16 protein-coding genes are annotated in these 20,424 nt (G+C 60.6%); 14 read left to right on the forward strand and 2 right to left on the reverse strand.

Annotation, left to right across the window (positions count from 1 at the left end; translation table 11 throughout):
* Positions 1-512: 512 nt before the first annotated feature.
* The 10 genes from OH764_RS23075 to OH764_RS23120 all read left to right on the forward strand — a co-directional run bounded on the left by OH764_RS23075 (position 513) and on the right by OH764_RS23120 (position 13,018).
* Positions 513-1,787 carry a serine hydroxymethyltransferase gene (locus tag OH764_RS23075; RefSeq protein ID WP_498850943.1) on the forward strand — a complete coding sequence of 425 codons (1,275 nt, stop codon included), beginning with the start codon at positions 513-515 and terminating at the stop codon, positions 1,785-1,787.
* A gap of 18 nt (positions 1,788-1,805) precedes the next feature.
* Positions 1,806-2,777 carry a dipeptidase gene (locus OH764_RS23080; RefSeq protein ID WP_110406476.1) on the forward strand — a complete coding sequence of 324 codons (972 nt, stop codon included), beginning with the start codon at positions 1,806-1,808 and terminating at the stop codon, positions 2,775-2,777.
* Between the two features lie 54 nt (positions 2,778-2,831).
* A complete protein-coding gene (locus tag OH764_RS23085; RefSeq protein WP_020067501.1) occupies positions 2,832-3,368 on the forward strand; it encodes a DUF5943 domain-containing protein in 537 nt (178 codons plus the stop codon).
* Between the two features lie 33 nt (positions 3,369-3,401).
* Positions 3,402-5,465, forward strand: coding sequence for an oxidoreductase (locus tag OH764_RS23090; RefSeq protein ID WP_498850944.1), 2,064 nt, complete (start codon positions 3,402-3,404; stop codon positions 5,463-5,465).
* A gap of 2 nt (positions 5,466-5,467) precedes the next feature.
* A complete protein-coding gene (locus OH764_RS23095) occupies positions 5,468-7,381 on the forward strand; it encodes a (Fe-S)-binding protein (RefSeq protein ID WP_498850945.1) in 1,914 nt (637 codons plus the stop codon).
* Positions 7,382-7,385: 4 nt separating this feature from the next.
* Entirely contained in the window at positions 7,386-8,555 is a 1,170-nt protein-coding gene (locus OH764_RS23100) for an electron transfer flavoprotein subunit alpha/FixB family protein (RefSeq protein WP_498850946.1), read from the forward strand.
* Positions 8,552-9,328: an electron transfer flavoprotein subunit beta/FixA family protein gene (locus tag OH764_RS23105; protein ID WP_498850947.1), complete on the forward strand. Its 777-nt coding sequence runs from the start codon at positions 8,552-8,554 to the stop codon at positions 9,326-9,328. The genes OH764_RS23100 and OH764_RS23105 overlap by 4 nt, the downstream gene beginning before the upstream one ends.
* Before the next feature lie 73 nt (positions 9,329-9,401).
* Positions 9,402-10,706, forward strand: coding sequence for an aromatic ring-hydroxylating oxygenase subunit alpha (locus OH764_RS23110; protein ID WP_214882905.1), 1,305 nt, complete (start codon positions 9,402-9,404; stop codon positions 10,704-10,706).
* Positions 10,707-10,739: 33 nt separating this feature from the next.
* Positions 10,740-11,993 (forward strand): FAD-binding oxidoreductase, encoded by a 1,254-nt coding sequence (locus OH764_RS23115; RefSeq protein ID WP_087750779.1) that lies wholly within the window; start codon positions 10,740-10,742, stop codon positions 11,991-11,993.
* Positions 11,994-12,160: 167 nt separating this feature from the next.
* Positions 12,161-13,018, forward strand: a complete 858-nt coding sequence (locus OH764_RS23120; RefSeq protein WP_020067508.1) for a glycine betaine ABC transporter substrate-binding protein — start codon at positions 12,161-12,163, stop codon at positions 13,016-13,018.
* A gap of 80 nt (positions 13,019-13,098) precedes the next feature.
* On the opposite strand, the gene purU is transcribed toward OH764_RS23120, so the two are convergent.
* Together purU and OH764_RS23130 are read right to left on the reverse strand one after the other, a co-directional pair.
* Complete coding sequence (gene purU, locus OH764_RS23125; RefSeq protein ID WP_498850948.1) at positions 13,099-13,974, reverse strand: formyltetrahydrofolate deformylase; 876 nt, start codon at positions 13,972-13,974, stop codon at positions 13,099-13,101.
* Between the two features lie 125 nt (positions 13,975-14,099).
* Positions 14,100-15,014: a LysR family transcriptional regulator gene (locus OH764_RS23130; RefSeq protein WP_498850949.1), complete on the reverse strand. Its 915-nt coding sequence runs from the start codon at positions 15,012-15,014 to the stop codon at positions 14,100-14,102.
* A 172-nt stretch (positions 15,015-15,186) separates the two neighbouring features.
* Here OH764_RS23130 and betC point away from each other — a divergent pair, with 172 nt between their 5' ends.
* The 4 genes from betC (at position 15,187) to OH764_RS23150 (ending at position 20,343) form a co-directional block, all read left to right on the forward strand.
* A complete protein-coding gene (gene betC / locus OH764_RS23135) occupies positions 15,187-16,725 on the forward strand; it encodes a choline-sulfatase (RefSeq protein WP_498850950.1) in 1,539 nt (512 codons plus the stop codon).
* A 46-nt stretch (positions 16,726-16,771) separates the two neighbouring features.
* A complete protein-coding gene (locus OH764_RS23140) occupies positions 16,772-17,725 on the forward strand; it encodes a choline ABC transporter substrate-binding protein (RefSeq protein ID WP_498850951.1) in 954 nt (317 codons plus the stop codon).
* A gap of 276 nt (positions 17,726-18,001) precedes the next feature.
* Entirely contained in the window at positions 18,002-19,150 is a 1,149-nt protein-coding gene (locus tag OH764_RS23145) for a porin (protein ID WP_498850952.1), read from the forward strand.
* A gap of 275 nt (positions 19,151-19,425) precedes the next feature.
* Positions 19,426-20,343, forward strand: a complete 918-nt coding sequence (locus OH764_RS23150) for a lysR-family transcriptional regulator (RefSeq protein ID WP_498850953.1) — start codon at positions 19,426-19,428, stop codon at positions 20,341-20,343.
* Positions 20,344-20,424: the final 81 nt, after the last annotated feature.

Consider the following 20,424-nt stretch of genomic DNA (forward strand, 5'->3'; position numbering starts at 1 on the left):
AATCTATAGTGTCGCGTCGCCGTGGGGAGCGGCGACTTCTTCAATTTTGCGTACTAGCGCAACTACCATGCCATCAGGCTAAACCCTTGGTTGGCAATGCATATGCGCGGAACGCTCGCGAAACGGCACCAGGAGTGCACACAGCAGCACCACAGCAGCACCACCGACGCCGAAAACCCGCACCTTAACCGCGCATTGCGTTCAGCTGCTGTTCAGAATTCCTTCAGCATGGAACGGTCGTTCGACGTGCGCATGGCCGCGCGAGCGACAGTACTCAGGGTACTTACCGAGGCGCCGGTCACGACATTGGCAGGCTCGCACGGGCGACTTGTCGAAAAAGGTCGCTCATGGCGGAAAAGGCAAAGAACGCGTCTGAATTCATAAATTGACGCGCGATGCAAGCGTCAAGAATAGACGCAATGCAAGCCGGTAGCAGCAGGGCGCAAGCGCCGCACAAACTAAGCGTCAGCGCGGCTTCCGGGCCTTCCCGTCAACGATTCCACGGACCTTCCATGTCGAACCCGAATCCTTTCTTCGAAGAATCGCTCGCCACGCGCGATCAGGCGGTGCGCGGCGCTATTTTGAAAGAGCTCGAGCGCCAGCAGTCGCAAGTCGAACTGATCGCGTCGGAAAACATCGTGTCACGCGCGGTGCTCGAAGCACAAGGCTCGGTGCTGACCAACAAATATGCGGAAGGTTATCCGGGCAAGCGTTACTACGGCGGCTGTGAATACGTCGACGAGATCGAGACCCTTGCGCTCGAACGCATCAAGCAACTGTTCAACGCGAAGTTCGCCAATGTGCAACCGCATTCCGGCGCGCAGGCAAACGGTGCGGTCATGCTAGCGCTGGTGAAGCCGGGCGACACGGTGCTCGGCATGTCGCTCGACGCGGGCGGGCACCTCACGCACGGCGCGAAGCCGGCCATGTCGGGCAAGTGGTTCAACGCGGTGCAGTACGGTGTGAGCCGCGACACGCTGCTGATCGACTACGAACAGATCGAGGAACTTGCGCAGCAGCATAAACCCGCGCTGCTGATCGCCGGCTTCTCGGCGTATCCGCGCGCGCTGGATTTCAAGCGGCTGCGTGCCATTGCCGACAGCGTCGGTGCAAAGCTGATGGTGGATATGGCGCACATCGCCGGCGTGATCGCGGCCGGGCGTCATGCAAATCCGGTCGAGCATGCGCATGTGGTGACGTCCACCACGCACAAGACGTTGCGCGGTCCGCGCGGCGGCTTCGTGCTGACAAATGACGAAGACATTGCAAAGAAGATCAACTCGGCTGTGTTCCCCGGCTTGCAAGGCGGCCCGCTGATGCATGTGATCGCCGGCAAGGCTGTCGCGTTCGGCGAGGCGTTGCAACCCGGCTTCAAGACCTACATCGACAACGTGCTGGCCAACGCACAGGCGCTCGGCGAAGTGCTGAAGGCGGGCGGCGTGGATCTCGTGACGGGCGGCACCGACAACCATCTGCTGCTGGTCGACTTGCGGCCGAAGGGCCTCAAGGGCAATCAGGTCGAGCAGGCGCTGGAGCGCGCAGGCATTACGTGCAACAAGAACGGGATTCCGTTCGACACGGAAAAGCCGACGATCACCTCGGGCGTGCGCCTCGGCACACCGGCGGGCACGACGCGCGGCTTCGGCGTGAACGAGTTCCGCGACGTGGGCCGCTTGATCGTGGAAGTGCTCGATTCGCTGCGCGAGCACCCCGAAGGCCATGCGGCCACCGAACAACGCGTGCGCCGCGAGATTTTCGCGCTGTGCGAGCGCTTCCCCATTTACTAAGAACACCTGGAGCACACGATGAGCAATTTGCACGAAAACAGCATCATCATCGACGGCCTGAACATTTCCAAGTTCGAGCGCTCGGTGTTCGAAGATATGCGCAAGGGTGGTGTGACCGCGGTGAACTGCACGGTGTCCGTGTGGGAAAGCTTCCAGAAGACCGTCGATAACATCGCCGAAATGAAGCAGCAGATCCGCGAGTATGGCGAGATTCTCACGCTCGTGCGCACGACCGACGACATCTTCCGCGCGAAGAAGGAGAACAAGACAGGCATCATCTTCGGCTTCCAGAACGCGCATGCATTCGAGGACAACCTCGGCTATATCGAGGCATTCAAAGACCTCGGCGTGAACGTGGTTCAGCTTTGCTACAACACGCAGAACCTGGTCGGCACCGGTTGCTATGAGCGCGACGGCGGTCTGTCCGGCTATGGCCGTGAAGTGATCCAGGAAATGAATCGCGTCGGCATCATGGTCGATCTTTCGCATGTCGGCGGAAAAACTTCGTCGGAAGCGATTGCGGCGTCGAAAAAGCCGGTGTGCTATTCGCATTGCTGCCCGTCGGGACTCAAAGAGCACCCGCGCAACAAGAGCGACGAACAACTGAAAGAGATCGCCGACGCCGGCGGCTTTGTCGGCGTGACCATGTTCGCGCCTTTCCTGAAGCGCGGTCCGGACGCGACCGTCGAAGACTATATCGAGGCAATCGACTACGTGGTGAATCTGATCGGCGAAGACCAGGTCGGCATCGGCACTGACTTCACGCAAGGCTACAGCACCGAGTTCTTCGACTGGATCACGCACGACAAGGGCCGTTATCGCCAGTTGACGAACTTCGGCAAGGTCGTGAACCCCGAAGGCATCCGCACGATCGGCGAGTTTCCGAACCTGACCGCCGCGATGGAGCGCGCGGGCTGGAGCGAGACGCGCATCAAAAAGATCATGGGTGAGAACTGGGTCCGCGTATTCGGTGAAGTGTGGAAGGTTTGAGCTTCACGCGCGCAGAGCCCGCAGATTCGCCCCACAAAACACGGAGTCTTCCACATGCAACCTCAACTGCCTATCGACGTCGATGCGAACACCGGCGTCTGGACCACCGACGCGCTGCCGATGCTCTATGTGCCGCGCCATTTCTTCACGAACAACCATACCGCCGTTGAAGAAGCGCTGGGCATCGACACGTATGCCGAGATTCTCTACAAGGCGGGCTATAAGTCCGCGTACTTCTGGTGCGACAAGGAGGCCAAGCAGCACGGCATCGCCGGCATGGCCGTATTCGAGCACTACCTGAAGCGGCTTTCGCAACGCGGCTGGGGCATCTTCACGATCACGGAAAGCGATCCGTCCACGTCGCATGCGCGTATCGAACTGCATCACTCGTCGTTCGTGCTCGCGCAACCGGGCAAAGTCGGCAAGCTCTGCTACATGTTCGCCGGCTGGTTCGCGGGAGCAATGGACTGGGTCAACGACACGGCGCCCGATTCACAACGCAAGGGTCCGCCTTCGCAGTCGAAAGAAGCGCGATGCGCGGCGGAAGGCCACGACCATTGCGTGTTCGAAGTGTCGCCGCTCGCGGCATAGCACTAGAAGTCATTTATTCCGAGGTCGATCGCGATGCGTTACCCGAACCTTTTCAAGCCTCTTACGCTGAACAAGCTGACTCTGCGCAACCGCATTGTCAGCACTGCGCATGCGGAGGTGTATGCGGAGCCTGGTGGGCTGCCCGGTGACCGTTATATCCGTTACTACGAAGAAAAGGCCAAGGGTGGGGTGGGCCTCGCCGTATGCGGCGGTTCGAGCCCGGTATCCATCGACAGTCCGCAAGGCTGGTGGAAGTCGGTGAACCTGTCGACCGACAAGATCATCGATCCGCTCTCGCGACTCGCGGAAGCCATGCACGCGCACGGCGCCAAGATCATGATCCAAGCCACGCACATGGGCCGCCGCTCGGCGTTTCATGGCGAGCACTGGCCGCATCTGATGTCACCTTCGGGCGTGCGTGAGCCGGTGCATCGCGGCAATGCAAAGATCATTGAAGTGGAAGAGATTCGCCGCATTATCACCGACTTCGCGGCTGCCGCGAAACGTGTGAAGGATGCGGGCATGGACGGCGTCGAGATCTCGGCGGCGCACCAGCATCTGATCGACCAGTTCTGGAGCCCACGCACCAATTTTCGCACCGACGAATGGGGCGGCTCGCTCGAAAACCGCCTGCGTTTCGGCGTCGAAGTATTGAAAGCAGTGCGTGAAGCAGTGGGCCCCGATTTCTGCGTGGGCCTGCGCATGTGCGGCGACGAGTTCCACGAAGACGGTCTCGATCATGAGCAATTGAAAGAGATCGCGCAGGCAATGAGCGAAAGCGGCCTGATCGATTATCTCGGCGTGATCGGTTCCGGCGCGGATACGCACAACACGCTCGCCAACTGCATGCCGCCGATGGCGCTGCCACCCGAGCCTTTCGTGCATCTCGCAGCCGGCATCAAGTCGGTCGTCAAAATCCCGGTCATGCATGCGCAAAGTATTCGCGACGCGGGCCAGGCCGAGCGTCTGCTGGCGAGCGGCATGGTCGATCTGGTCGGCATGACACGCGCGCAGATTGCCGACCCGCATATGGTCATCAAGATCCGCGATGGCCGCGAGGACGAAATCAAGCAATGCGTCGGCGCGAACTATTGCATCGACCGTCAGTACAACGGGCTCGACGTGCTGTGCGTGCAGAACGCGGCGACCTCGCGTGAAGCGACCATGCCGCACGTCATTGCGCGCACGAACGGGCCGAAGCGCAAGGTCGTCGTGGTCGGCGCGGGTCCTGCGGGACTCGAAGCGGCGCGGGTCGCGAAGTCGCGCGGCCATGACGTGGTGCTGTTCGAGAAGAACGACTATGTGGGCGGCCAGATCATGCTCGCGGCGAAAGCGCCGCAGCGTGAGCAGATGGCAGGCATCGTCCGCTGGTTCGATATGGAGACGAAGCGCCTGGGCGTGGACCGCCGTCTCGGTGTTGCCGCCGACGATAAAACCATCATGGCCGAAAAACCGGACATCGTCGTGCTCGCCACGGGCGGCTCGGCGTTCACGTCGCAAGTCGCGGCGTGGGGCGTCGACGAAGGCCTCGCGGTGAGTTCGTGGGACGTGCTCTCGGGCAAGGTCGAGCCGGGCAAGAATGTCCTCGTGTACGACGGCGTGAGCACGCACGCCGGCGCCGGCGTCGCCGATTTCATCTCGAGCCGCGGCTCGAACGTGGAGATCGTCACGCCCGACGTGAAAGTGGCCGACGACGTAGGGGGCACCACGTTCCCGATTTTCTATCGGCGCCTCTATGCGCAGGGCGTGGTCCATACACCGAATTACTGGCTCGACAAAGTGTACGAAGAAGACGGCAAGAAGATCGCCGTGATCCGCAACGAGTACACGGAGGAGCAGGAAGAGCGCGCGGTCGATCAGGTCGTGATCGAGAACGGCAGCACGCCGAACGACGAGTTGTACTGGAAGCTCAAGCCCGAGTCGGTCAATCGCGGGCAGGTCGACGTGCATAAGCTCTTTGCATCCGAGCCGCAGCCGTCGCTTTCCGAAGAACTCGGTAATGGCCGCTTCCTGCTGTTTCGCGTCGGCGACTGCATCTCCATGCACAACATTCACGGCGCGATTTACGACGCGCTGCGCCTTTGCAAGGACTTCTGACAATGAGCCCCGTGTCTGTCATCACCGTGCTGTTGTGGTTGTCGATGGCGGGTCTGGCTTTCGCGCTTGCGAAGCGCGCCGCGTATTGGCGCGTGGGTCGCGCCACGGCGGCGGGCGCATACGGCTGGGCGAATCTGCTGTCGATTCCGAAACGCTACTTCGTCGATCTGCATCATGTGGTCGCGCGCGACCCGTATATTGCGAAAACGCACGTGGCGACCGCCGGCGGGGCGATCCTCGCGATGGCGCTTGTGTTCGTCAACTACGGTCTCGCGATCTATTCGCCGTGGCTCGACAAGCTGATCTTTCTTGCCGCGCTCGTGATGCTGGTCGGCGCGGTTTTCGTATGGCGTCGCCGGCATGGTGCGAAAGCGGTACCCGCGCGGCTTTCGCGCGGACCGTGGGATCATCTGCCGCTGTTGCTCGGGTCGTTCGCGCTCGGTCTCGTGTTGTTCATTGCATTGCCGGCCGCGGCGATGTCGGGCGCGCTCGCGATCATCGTCGCGCTGCTGATCGCAGTGGGGGCGTTCACGATGACATTCGGCGCCGCACGTGGCGGTCCAATGAAACATGCGCTCGCGGGTCTGTTGCATCTGGCGTTTCATCCGCGTCAGGAGCGCTTTGCCGAGCGTAACGATCGCGACGTGGTGCCGCCGACTGCATTGAAGGCGCCGCTGCTCGACGCGAAAGAATACGGCGTAGGCAAGCCCGTGGAGTTTCGCTGGAACCAGTTGCTCAGTTTCGACGCCTGCGTGCAGTGCGGCAAATGCGAGGCCGCGTGCCCCGCATTCGCCGCCGGTCAGCCGCTCAATCCGAAGAAGCTCATTCAGGATCTGGTGACGGGCATGGTGGGCGGCACGGACGCCGAGTACGCAGGCAGTCCCACGCCCGGCATTCCGGTCGGCAAGCATGGCGGTGCGCCTGGCAAGCCGCTGATTTCCAGCCTGATCGAGGCAGAAACGCTGTGGTCATGCACGACCTGCCGCGCTTGCGTGCAGGAGTGCCCGATGCTGATCGAGCACGTCGACGCCATTGTCGATATGCGCCGCAATCAGACGCTCGTGGAAGGCACGGTGCCGGGCAAGGGACCGATCACGCTCGCGAATCTGCGCGAAACAGGCAGCTCGAATGGTTACGACATCGGCGCGCGTTATGACTGGGCGGTCGATCTGCAGGTGCAGGTCGCGCAGCCTGGGCGTCGCGTGGATGTGCTGCTGATTGCCGGCGAAGGTGCGTTCGACATGCGCTATCAGCGCACGCTGCGCGCGCTCGTCAAGGTGCTGAACCGCGCGGGTGTCGATTATGCGGTGCTTGGCGGCGTCGAAACCGACACAGGCGACACGGCCCGGCGTCTCGGCGACGAAGCCACGTTCCAGCAACTCGCCAAGAAGTTGATCGGCACGCTCTCGCAGTATTCGTTCGGCAAGATCGTCACCTCGGATCCCCACGTGCTGCACAGCTTGCGCAACGAGTATCGCGCGTTGGGCGGCTTCTATGAAGTACAGCATCACACGGCCCTGATCGATGAACTGGTCGCGAGCGGCAAGCTGTCGCCGCGCGCGCTCGCTGCCTACGCGGACAGCAAGATCACGTATCACGATCCGTGCTACCTGGGCCGCTACAACGGCGAAACCGAAGCGCCGCGCCGCGTGCTGAAGAGCATTGGCATCAAGGTTGTCGAAATGGAGCGCCACGGCATGCGTGGACGTTGCTGCGGTGGCGGCGGTGGTGCCCCGTTGACCGACATTCCGGGCAAGCGGCGCATTCCGGACATTCGTATCGACGACGCACGCGGGATCGGCGCCGAGATTGTCGCTGTGGGCTGCCCGAATTGCACCGCGATGCTCGAAGGCGTGGTTGGGCCCCGTCCTGAAGTGCTGGACGTCGCCGAACTGGTTGCAGCAGCGCTGGAGTAACGCGATGAACACAATCAAACGAATCGATCCGCGCCGCCCGTTCACGATCACCGTTGACGGACTCAGACGCATCACGCTGGGCGCGACCGGTGTGGCGGGCGAAATGGATTTCGCCGCATCGGGCGCCGCGCATCGTGAACAACCGAAGCCGCGCCGCACGAGTGCCACGCCGCAGCATGTGATGCTGGTGGCGGCGCACGCCGACCGTGGCGCGCTCGACGATCACGCGCGCCAGACGCTGGCCGCCGCCGCATTGATCGCCGATGCCACCACCGAGATCGTGCTGCTCGTATTCGGCGAATTTACGGGCGACGCTGGCGCATTGGGCGCTGACAAGCTGATCGAGTTGCCTTCGTTCGATCGTCGCCATTTTGCGCCGGACGACGAATTGAACGCGCTCGCCGCGTGCGTCGCGGCATATGCGCCAGTGCATCTGTTCCTGCCCGACAATGCGATCGGCGACGGCGATCTTGGCCGCCGGTATGCGGCGGCGGCAAATGCGAGCGTCGCGACACACGTCGTCGAAATCGACGCGTCTCACGTGGCCGCGTATGCGCATGCGAACACTGCGTTCGCTTCGTGTGCGCTGCCAGAAGTGATACTGCTTGCGCCGAATGCGGTCGATCCCAAGCTGCCGTTTGTCGGCGCGGGAGAGCGAGTCGCATGGCGATTCGATGGGGAACCCACTGCCACCAAAGGCATCGTGCGCGATCTCGGCATCGAGGAGATGGACGCAGCGCAGCTCGCGCTGGAAGAAGCGGACTTCATCGTCTCCGCGGGCAACGGAGTCAGCGATGTGCCTGCGTTCGAGCGTCTCGCGGCCACGCTCGGCGCGGCGATCGGTGCAAGCCGTGTCGCAGTGGACGACGGCAAATTCACACGTGACAAGCAGATCGGCGCGACCGGCAAGACCGTTGAAGCCAGCGTGTATATCGCGTTTGGCATATCCGGCGCCGTGCAGCATTTGCAAGGCATCAAGGATTGCCGGCATGTGATCGCGGTGAATCTGGATGCGAGCGCGCCCATCGCCAAGCGTGCGAACCTGACCGTCATTGCCGACGCGCAGGAAACCATCGCGGCACTCAATGACGCGGCTGCCGCGGCCCGCACTGCACGCGGCACAGGTGCTGCATTACTTAACTCGAAGGCTGTAGCGGAAGGAGCGCTCGCATGAAAATCGCCGTTCTCGTTTCCGTGGGCCGACATCCGGTGAGCGGCGTTGCGCGCTACAGCCGTAACGACGCGGCCGCTCTGACGCTGGCCTTGACGCTCGCAAAGGAGCATGCTGCGACACTCGACGTGCTGCATGCCGGCGACCCTGCGAATCCCGCGCTACAGGAATATCTGGCGCTAGGCGCGCGCTCGGTTGAAGTGCTTGCCTTTCCCAGCGCAGACGGGTCGCAAGCCGATGGCGCGGCGCTCCTAGCCGCGCGTCTGCCCGGCTACGATCTCGTGCTGACCGGCACGCGAGCCGAAGGCGCTTTCGACAGCGGCATGCTGCCGTATCGGGTGGCGAACGCGCTCGGCATTCCGCTCGTCGGCGCGGCTGTCGATGTCGTCGTGAAGGACGGGTGCGCACAAGTTCGGCAATTCATGCCCAAGGGCTTGCGCCGCCGTGTCGAGGTGCAATTGCCCGCACTGATCGCCGTGCATCCGATGGCAAACGCAACGCCGACCTATGCCTATGCACGGCAGCGCGAAGGGACCATTCACCCGGTCGCCTGTGCGGCACCCGCTCAGGCGACGGAGCTCGCCTGGACTATTCGCCCGGCGAGCAGCAAGCCGGTGCGTCTCGCCGCAGCCGAGAAGCGCTCGGGCCACGCCCGGATGCTCTCGGCGACCACGACGGAAAGCCGCGGCGGCAGCGTCGTAATTGAAGGGAGTTCCGTCGAAAAAGCACAAGTGATTCTGGCGTATTTGCGCGAGCATCAACTCGTAGATTACTGATTTCCGGTTCAGGCGAGCATGCGGCCAGGAGGGCTTGGCGCGGCGCCAGACGTGACACGCAACGGAGCACACAATGAAAGTTTCCGCAGACGTTCGCGCAATGATCGAACGCCGCAAGAAGAATTACACGCTGGAAGCGCCGTTCTATACGAGCGAGGAAATCTTCGCGCTCGACATGGACGTGATCTTCCGCCAGCACTGGATTCAGGTCGCGGTTGAGCCAGACGTGCCCGAGCCGGGCGATTACATCACGGTGGAAATCGGGCAGGATTCCATTCTGATCGTACGCGACGACGACATGCAGGTACGGGCGTTTCACAACGTCTGTCGTCATCGCGGCGCACGCTTGTGCAATACCGACAAGGGTTCACTCGGCAATATCGTGTGCCCGTATCACAGCTGGACGTATAACCTGAACGGCGATCTGATGTTCGCCGAGCATATGGGCGACCAGTTCGACCGCTGCAAGCACAGCTTGAAGAAAGTCCACGTCGAGAACCTCGCGGGACTCATCTTTATCTGTCTGGCGGACAATCCGCCCGCCGACTTTTCCGTCATGCGCGCGGCAATGGAGCCGTACCTGGCACCGCATCAGCTGGCCGGCTGCAAGATCGCAGCGTCGATCGACATCATCGAAGAAGGCAACTGGAAGCTGACGATGGAGAACAATCGCGAGTGCTATCACTGCGTCGCGAACCATCCTGAGCTGACCATTTCGCTTTACGAATACGGTTTCGGCTATCAACGTACACCGGCTAACGAAGAAGGCATGGCGGCTTTCGAAGAGACAGTTGCTCGCCGTACCGCGCAATGGGAAGCAATGAAGCTGCCGTCGGCGGAAATCGACCGGCTCGCGGATCTCGTTACCGGTTTCCGCACGCAACGTCTGCCGCTCGATCGCGATGGCGAATCGCAGACCCTGGACGCGAAAGTGGCGTCCAAGAAACTGCTCGGCGGCTTCGAGCAGGCCGATCTTGGCGGTTTGTCGTTCTGGACGCAGCCCAATTCGTGGCATCACTTCATGAGCGATCACATTGTGAGCTTCTCGGTGATTCCGCTTTCGGCCGGCAAAACGCTCGTGCGCACGAAATGGCTCGTGCACAAGGACGCGCGCGAAGGCATCGACTACGACGTCAACAACCTGACGGCCGTTTGGCGCGCGACCAATGATCAGGACCGCGCACTCGTTGAATACTCGCAACGCGGCGCAACGAGCAGCGCCTATGAGCCGGGTCCGTATTCGCCGTTCACAGAAGGTCTCGTGGAGAAGTTCTGCGAGTGGTACATCGGCCGCATCGCAGACTACAGCAACGCGCCGCAGACGCACGATGCGGAGCCGTCTGCATTCGGCGAGAAAGTCGTGTCCTTCAAGCGCTGAGCGCACGATCGCAACCAGGAGCGGGAGAAAACAATGATGCGCGATCAGGCGACGTTTCAGCTCGGCACCGAGCCGGCATCGCAATACGCAACAAGCCGTGTTACGCAGCCGCGCTTCTGGGACACGCTGCCCGCGCGGTGGAACAGCGATGTGGACGAAACACTGGTGTGCTGCCATGTGCGTCAGGAAACGCATGATGTGAAGAGCTTTTTCTTCCGCGCGCCGGGCGAACGGACCTTCGTGTTCGAGCCGGGACAGTTCATCACGCTCGAACTGGATATCGACGGTGAGTCGATCAACCGTTGCTATACGATCTCCTCGCCGCCTACGCGTCCGCACACCATCTCCATTACGGTAAAGCGTGTGCCGGGCGGCAAAGTATCGAACTGGCTGCATGACAATCTGCAGGTGGGCGGCGAAGTTCGCGTGCTGGGGCCGGCGGGCGAATTCACGTGTGCTCGTCACCCGGCGCGCAAGCTGCTGTTTCTGTCGGCGGGTTCAGGCATTACGCCGCTGATGTCGATGAGTCGTGCACATCACGAACTCGGCGAGGACAGCGACATTGTCTTCGTGCACAGCGCCCGCACGCCCGACGACATTATCTTCGCCCGCGAACTCGACCTGATCGCGTCAAATCACGCGCGTTTTCGTACGGCATTTGTTTGCGAGCGGGTTGGCGCGCGCACGAACTGGCCAGGCGTGACGGGTTTTCTGACATTGCCCTTACTCAAGCTGATTGCACCGGACTTTCTCGAACGCGAGATTTTCACTTGCGGGCCCACGCCGTACATGCAAGCAGTACGCAACCTGCTGGACGAGGGCGGTTTCGATCGCGGGCATTATCATGAGGAAAGCTTTTCGTTCGGCACGGTCAGCGAGGTCGCCGCACAACTGGCTACCGTGCATGTCGCCGAGGTGTTGCAAAACGCGGCCGAGCCGGCAACTGCCGAGAGCTTTGTAGAAGCCCGGGAACAGGCGCCGGCTTTCGAGCCGGCTGCCGCACCCGGCGTGGCCGAAGTGCAGACGCGCTACAAGGTCAGCTTTACGAAAAGCAACCGTGAAATCGAATGCGACAGCGGCCAGCATGTGCTGGATGCCGCGAAGAAAGCGGGCGTGCGCCTGCCGGCATCGTGCACGCAGGGCATGTGCGGGACCTGCAAGGTGAAGCTGGTATCGGGCGAGGTGGCAATGAAACACGCGGGCGGCATTCGTCAGCGGGAAATCGATCAAGGCATGGTGCTGCTCTGCTGCAGCAAGCCGCTCACCGATCTCGTCGTAGAGAAGTGACTGGCGCCAACAGTCAGTAACAAACTGCCGTGAGTCGCGGCAGCAAGCAGAAGAGCCAGGTCGCGTGCGGACAACTATGTGTCGCAAAACAACGTTACCGGGCAATTCTGGCTGGCGATTCTAAATGCTCAATGGGTTGTTTTTAGACGGCAAACGGGAGAACGGCGATGAGACTGATCAAAAAGATACTGGTGTTGAGCACTCTGAGTGCGGCGCTGGCGGCAACCAGCGTAAGCGCCCCGGCGGATACGAAGCCGACCATCAAGATCGGTTACGTGGAAGGCTGGGACGATAGTGTCGCGACATCGAACGTCGCCGCCCGCGTAATCGAAAAACGCCTGGGTTATCAGGTGCAACTCGTACCGGTTGCAGCGGGTGTGATGTGGCAGGGCGTGGCGCGGGGCGATCTCGACGCGACGCTGTCCGCATGGCTGCCGGTCACGCACGGTGCGTACTGGAACAATTTCAAGGACAAAGTGGTCGATCTCGGTCCGAATTTCAACGACGCGAAGATCGGTCTTATCGTGCCCGACAATCTCGACGTGAAAACGGTCGGCGACCTGGAAGCGAAGAAAGCGGAGTTCGGCTCGCGCATTGTCGGTATCGACGCAGGTGCGGGCGTGATGCAGAAAACCAGCGAGGCAATCAAGGCTTACGGGCTCGACTACAAGCTGATGCCGAGTTCGGGCAGCGCAATGACCGCGGAACTCGCGCGATCGGAAGCGGCGAGCAAGCCAATCATCGTAACCGGCTGGAAGCCGCACTGGATGTTCGCAAAGTACAAGCTCAAGTTCCTTGAAGATCCGAAGAAAGTGTTTGGTGAGGCGGAGCACGTGGACAGCGTCGTCAATCCTGAACTGGAAAAGAAGGCGCCGCCCGTCGTCGCGTTCCTGAAGAAGTTCCAGTGGAAGCCGGGTGAGATCGACAGCGTGATGCTCGCCACGCAGAACGGCGAGAAGCCGACGGCCGCTGCCGACGCGTGGATTAGCGCACACGGCGATCGAGTGGATAGCTGGGTTAAGTAGACAGAGCTTTAGCTGTCCTCGCATCGAAGAAAAAAAACGCCGCTTTGATAAGCGGCGTTTTTCTTTTGCTTATTGCAGCACTATTGCAGCACGACGGTTCTGTCGCCGTTGATAAACACCCGCCGCTCGATAAACGCCTTGACCGCGCGAGCGAGCGTAATGCACTCGACGTCGCGTCCGGTGGCGAGCAGGCGCTCCGGACTGTACGAATGATCGACTCGCTCAACGACCTGCTCGATGATCGGACCTTCGTCGAGGTCGTCGGTCACGAAGTGCGCGGTCGCGCCGATCAGCTTAACGCCGCGCGCATGCGCCTGGTGATAGGGTTTCGCACCCTTGAAGCCGGGCAGAAACGAATGGTGAATGTTGATCGCGCGTGCAGCGAGTGCACGGCTCGTCTCGCCCGAAAGGATCTGCATGTAGCGCGCGAGAATCATCAGTTCGGCGCCGGAAGTCTCGAATAGATCGAGCAAGCGTGCTTCCTGCTGCGGTTTTGTATCGGCGGTGATGGGCAAATGGTGAAACGGCAACCCGTGTTGCTGCGCGAGCGGTTCGAGATCGCGGTGATTCGAGCCAATGCCGACAATGTCCATCTTGAGCTCGCCCATTCGCCACCGAAATAGCAGGTCCGCGAGACAGTGCTCGAGCTTCGACACCATGATGAGTACTTTGGGACGCGTGCTGACGTCGTGCATTGCCCAGGTCATACGAAAGCGCTCGGCAATCGGCTCGAATTCGCGTTTGAGTGCCGCGATATTTCGCGTCTCGTTCGCATCCACGCCGTGAAAAACGCAGCGCACGAAAAAGCGCTCACTGAGCTCGTCGTCGAAAACGGTGAGTTCGTCGATATAACAATGATGCCGGTCGAGAAAGCCGACAACGGCGGCAACCTGGCCCGCGGCGCTCGGACACGCGACGGTAAGAACCAGTGGATCAGGACGGGAATCGGCGGACATGCGCTCTCCACATAAACGAAGGGGGATGCCGCGGGGCGCGGCATGCATCGTCGCAGTAGAGCAAATTCATGCGCGGCGCGGATAGAAGCGAATCGCCGTGGCAATGGAACCGGAACGCCAGATAGCTATTCCGCGTCGAGCCCGCATTCGCCGAGCAGCCATTGGCGGAAAGCGTCGACTGCGGGCGTTGCCGCGCGCTGCGTGACCAGCATGTAGCCGCGCTCGGTGACCACCGGAGTGTCGAACAGCTCGACGAGTTGGCCGGTGGCGAGCAGTTCGTGGATGAGCGGCGCCCAGCCGAGCGCCACGCCTTGGCCCATGATCGCCGCATGGGCGACGAGGGTGAAGCTGTTGAACGTGATGCCGCGGTGCGCAGCGGGCGCAACGAGCCCGTGCGCCGCGAACCAGTCGGCCCACGACACCCAGCGCGCAGGCTGCGTCGGTTCAAGGTGCAGAAGCGGCAGCGCGAGCAACTCGGACGGCGACATCAGCGGTGGATGTGCCGCGAGAAACGCGGGGCTGCACACCGGCGTGACACGCTCCGGAAAGAGCTTGATGACGCTGCGCGCGTTCCAGTCCGCATGTTCGTCGCCAAATGCGATTGCCACGTCCGCGTGATCGTGCGAAGGATCGAACACACTCTGCGACGTGATGATCTTCACGTCGACATCAGGCATCAGCGCCTTGAATTGCGAAAGCCGCGGCATCAGCCAGTAAGTGGCGAAACCAAAGTCGGTGGACAGAGTGAGCGTTTGCGGCGTGCGGCGCGCGCGAATTTCGGCAGTGGCATGACGGATGGTGTCGAGCGCAAGACGCACCGCATCGAAAAGCCGCTCGCCGTCTTCGGTGAGCCGGACACCGCGATGACCGCGTTCGAAAAGCGGCGCGCCCAGCGTCTCTTCGAGTTGCACGATGCGCTGGCTCACTGCCGGCTGGGTGGAACCTAGCTCTCGCGCGGCCGCGGTGAAACTCGCGAGACGCGCGGCAGATTCGAACATCGTCAATGCCTGCATTGGCGGCAAGCGGTCCTGCCTCGACATAACACCCCCTTATAGGCACATAACGAATTGCCGTCTTCACAGCGCCGAATTGACCGGCAATAGTGGTGCAGATGCCGCACGCGGACCGCCACCTACGGTTCTATTCGTGTCTGCGATCGCACCGGCATAGGTAGTTGCACTGACATCCATGATTCTATTCAAGGCGCGCTCCATGCTTGACAGCAAAAAGAATATTCTCATTCTGATGGCCGACCAGATGACTCCATTTGCGCTCGCCGCTTATGGGCACCCGCTAACCAGAACACCCAACCTCGACCGCCTCGCAAAGCAGGGTGTGGTATTCGATTCTGCATATTGCGCGAGCCCGCTGTGTGCGCCGTCGCGCTTTTCTTTTCTGTCCGGCAAATTGCCGTCTGCAATTGGCGCGTACGACAATGCCGCAGAATTTCCGTCGCAAACACTGACATTCGCGCATTACCTTCGCGCTGAAGGATATCGCACGATTCTCTCGGGAAAAATGCATTTCTGCGGCGCGGATCAGTTGCACGGTTTCGAAGAGCGCCTTACCACGGACATTTACCCGGCAGACTTCGGCTGGACGCCGAACTGGGACGATTTCGAAGCGCGTCCAACGTGGTATCACAACATGAGTTCTGTTATCGACGCCGGGCCGTGCGTGCGCACGAACCAGCTCGATTTCGACGATGAAGTCACGTTCACGACGCGCCAGAAGCTCTTCGACATTGCCCGTGAGCGGCACGCGGGAAAGGACAAGAGGCCGTTCTGCATGGTCGCCTCGCTGACACATCCTCATGATCCTTACGCCATTCCCGAAAAGTACTGGAACATGTATCGGGATGACGATATCGACATGCCCGCGCATCGCGACTCATTCGACGTAGCCGATCCTCACTCGAGGCGCTTGCGTCACGTTTGCGAAACCGACCGCACGCCGCCGACCGACCAGCAGATCCGCAACGCACGCCGCGCCTATTACGGCGCGATTTCCTATGTCGACGACCAGTTCGGTGCCATTCTCGAAGCGCTCGACCAGGCCGGGCTCGCGGAGGACACGATTATTGTCGTCACTTCCGATCATGGCGAGATGCTCGGCGAGCGTGGCCTTTGGTACAAGATGACCTTTTTTGAAGGCGGCTGCCGCGTGCCGCTGATCGTGCACGCACCGCAGCAATTCGACGCGCATCGCGTGAAGGCTTCCGTGTCGCATCTCGATCTGCTGCCGACACTGGTCGAACTGGCGCGCGGCGAACAACCGGCGGCATGGCCCGATTCGCTCGACGGACACAGTCTCGTGCCGCACCTCCGAGGAACGCAGGGCGGTCATGACGAAGCAGTCGGCGAGTATCTTGCGGAAGGCGCTATTGCGCCGATCGTGATGCTGCGGCGCGGACGCTTCAAATTCATACACTCGCCTGCCGACCCAGACCAGCTGTACGACGTCGAAGCCGATCCGCTCGAACGTGTGAACCTCGCGCCGAAAGCTGAATACGCCGCTCAGATAGAGGAATTGCGCAACGAGATTGCCGCGCGCTGGGATCTTGCTGCGCTGCACGATGAAGTGCTGCAAAGCCAGCGCCGTCGACGCTTTCATTTCGCCGCCACCACCCAAGGCACAGTTGCTTCATGGGACTGGCAACCACGGGTCGATGCAAGTCAGCGTTACATGCGCAATCACATCGATCTGGACACGCTGGAAGCAATGGCACGCTTCCCGGCGGTTGCGCACTGACCGGTCGCTACATGCTTACTTCTCACTCACTCACAGGAAAGCCGCGATGATGAACAAGCTATTCAAACAGGCGATGTCCAGCGTTGCGCTGCTATGCGCAGCAGCTAGTTTCGCGTCGGCCGCGGAGCCGCAATCGTGCATGCAGGTGAACATGGCGGGGCCTGGATGGACCGATATCGACGCCACCAATGCGATGACGGGCGTCGTGCTGAAGGCGCTCGGCTATAAACAGAAGGTGGCGAACCTTTCTGTGCCGATCACGTATCAGGGCCTGAAAAAAGGGCAAATCGACGTGTTTCTCGGCAACTGGATGCCTGCGCAAGCACCGGTCGTCAAACCGTTTGAGGAAGAAAAGTCGATCGTGGTCGTTCATCCGAACCTGAGCAATGCGAAGTTCACGCTCGCAGTGCCCGACTACGTGGCGGCGGCGGGCGTTCATTCGTTCGCGGATCTAGCCAAAAATGCCGACAAGTTCGATAGCAGGATCTACGGCATCGAACCCGGCGCGCCGGCCAATCAGAACATCAAGAAGATGGTCGATGATAAAGCGTTTGGTCTCGACAGCTGGAAGGTCGTCGAATCCAGCGAGACCGGCATGCTTACTCAGGTCGAGCGTGCAGTACGCGAGAAGAAGTGGATCGTGTTCCTTGCGTGGGAGCCGCATGTGATGAACACGAAGTTCAAGCTGACTTATCTCGACGGAGGCGATAAGTACTTCGGCCCGAACTACGGCGGCGCCACGGTCAACACCGTTGCGCGTAGCGGCTACGCGGAACAATGCCCTAACGTGGATCGTCTCTTCAAACAGCTGACATTCAATGTCGACATCGAGAACGGAGTAATCACCGAAGTACTCGAAAAGAAGACCAGTGTCGACGTAGCCGCGACCGAAGCGCTCAAGCGCCACCCGGAACTGCTCAAGTCGTGGCTGGATGGCGTCAACACCGCGAGCGGTGCGAACGGCCTGCAAGCCGTTCAGACGGCTCTTGGCGTGAAGTAGAAAAGGCAACGCGAGTTGTTCGCTCGTAAGGTCGCAAGGCGACAGATTCATGTCGCATCTAATCGACTCGTCGTAAATCTGGAACCGTATTCTTGACGCGTCGATGCAGGCTTGGCGAAATTTTCATGCTGGACAAATAACAGCCAGGCCATATCGATCGGTCTCAACCGGTTTCGAACTGCCCGTCATGCGAGAAGCGCCGCGCGCCTGCTATTGGCCGCGGCAGAGATCGCTTTATCCAACGAATTGCGCAGGCAAAGAGCAGGGGAGAATTCAATGAAGAAGAGAAATGCCGTCAGTCTTTCGGGACTCGCTATTGCAGCAAGCGCCGTGTGCGCGTCAACGGCTGTCCACGCGCAAAGCAGTGTCACGCTGTATGGCGTTCTGGACGCCGGCATCACGTACGTGAGCAACGCCGGTGGCTCCCACCAGGTTAAGTTCGACGACGGCATTTCGTACGGTAACCGTATCGGCTTCAAAGGCGTCGAAGATCTGGGCGGCGGCTTGCAGGCCGTCTTCGTACTCGAGTCGGGATTCCACCTGGGCAATGGACAGCTTGGATTCGGCGGTGCCGAATTCGGCCGCCAGGCGTATGTTGGCCTGAAGAACAACTGGGGCACGCTGTCGTTCGGTAACCAGCTGGATATGACCGAAGAATTCGCCTACCTGTACAACATATCGGCGTGGGCGAGCGGTTATGCGATTCACCAGGGCGACTTCGACCGGATGAACGGCGACCGGCTGCCGAATTCGATCAAGTATCTCTCCAACGACATTTCCGGTTTTTCTTTTGGCGGCATGTACTCGTTCGGCAATACGGCGGGCGACTTCCACCAGAAAAGTGCATGGAGCGTGGGCGCGCGCTATGAACACGGCGCGTTCAACATGGGCGCCGCCTATACGCAGTTGAACAATCCGTTCGGCATCTACGCATTCGATCCGTATGCGATGATCGGCACGCGTACTTTCCTCGGCCAGCCCACCGTCTCGGTCGATCCTGCAACCGGCGCGGTAACAGATTTGTACAGTGCCTCCGCATTCCCCGTCGACAAGCAAGGCGCCTTTGCGGTCGGCGCCGCATATACGATCGGCAATGTGATGTTGAGCGGCAACTTCACCTACACGACGATCAAGGGGCTCGGACAAACGTCGCATATGCAGGTGTACGAGGGCGGCGCGTCATACACTTTCACACCGGCGTTGATGCTATACGGCGGTTATCAACACACGCGGTTTGAAGGAAACCACTGGAATCAGGGCTCGCTCGGGCTTCACTACCTGCTGTCCAAACGCACGGATGTTTATATCTCCGGTGATTATCTGCGCGCTTCCGATGGCGTGAACGCGGTTATCGGCTATAGTTTCACGCCGTCGAGCACGAGCACGCAGGCGGATGTGCGTATCGGCATGCGCCATTCTTTCTGAAGCAGCGGCGGCGGGTTTCCGACAGCGGGAATCCGCCGTGGCTATTTGGCTGCTATTTCAGTAATTGTCTGCTGTATCGGTATTTGTCGCTTCTTCTCTATATCCGCTCTACAATCCCGTCCCTCGCATGAGTCGCACTTCACTACGACGTGCCGTTTTGGCACGTACGGACGTTGCGCTCCATGTCTTCTTTCCGAATTACAATGAGCGGTGCCGCCGTGATCTGCGCATCGTGATGCTCGGTATCAACACCTGGGCGGGACCGAGGATGCCGAATGCCCGTAAAGCTTTCCTTTGAAGCGCTTGAAGTACTGGATGTAATAGACAGAACCGAGACGTTTGCCGAGGCAGCCGAGTTGCTGCACAGAGTACCGTCGGCACTGACCTATCTCGTGCAGAAGATTGAAAGCGATCTGGGCGTCGAACTGTTCGACCGCAGCGGAAGACGCGCGAGACTCACGCAAGCCGGCCGGGTACTCGTGGAAGAAGGGCGTCAGTTGCTCAAAGCGGCGCGACAGCTCGAAATGAAAGCGCAAGGCATCCAGAGAGGTTGGGAGTCGGAACTTTGCATCTGCCTGGATGAAATCCTGCCGTTCAACTCGTTGTGGCCGTATGTCCGCAGCTTCTACGAAATGGAGACGATCACGCGGTTGCGCATGTCCACCGAGGTGCTTGGCGGCGTCTGGGATGCGCTGATCACGGGGCGCGCGGATCTCGCCGTGGGCGCAGTCGGCGAGCCGCCTCACGCGGCGAATATCGCGGCGCGGCCGATTGGAGCGTTGCGGCATTTATTCGTGATGGCCCCGGATCATCCGCTTGCCGTGATGACCGAGCCGTTGGACCGCGGCACGATTGCCGCATATCGCGGCGCTGTCATAAGCGACACGTCGCGCGAGTTACAGCCTCAATCGGTGGCGACGTACGACGGCCAACCCGTCATCGTAGTGCCTACGCTGGCGGCCAAGGTCGGCGCGCTGTGCGAAGGTATCGCCGTAGGCATGCTGCCTGAGCGCGTGGCCGAAGGCCCCATACGTGAAGGGAAACTCGTCGCAAGGCGGATTGCCGGCGTGCGTGAGCACACGCAGTGCTATCTCGCGTGGCGTGAAGATAAAGGCGGGCATGCGCTGGATTGGTGGGTCGGGCAGCTGGACAAGGAAGATCTGGTCGACAGGCTGTTCGGTGCATGCACATAGTCGGGAACGTCAGTTCAACAACGCCACCTGCTGATTAAATTCTTGTTGACGGATCTTTTGACGGTGACCGATAGTCACTGC

The organism is Burkholderia sp. M6-3 (assembly GCF_050858985.1).
GTDB lineage: Bacteria > Pseudomonadota > Gammaproteobacteria > Burkholderiales > Burkholderiaceae > Paraburkholderia > Paraburkholderia caledonica.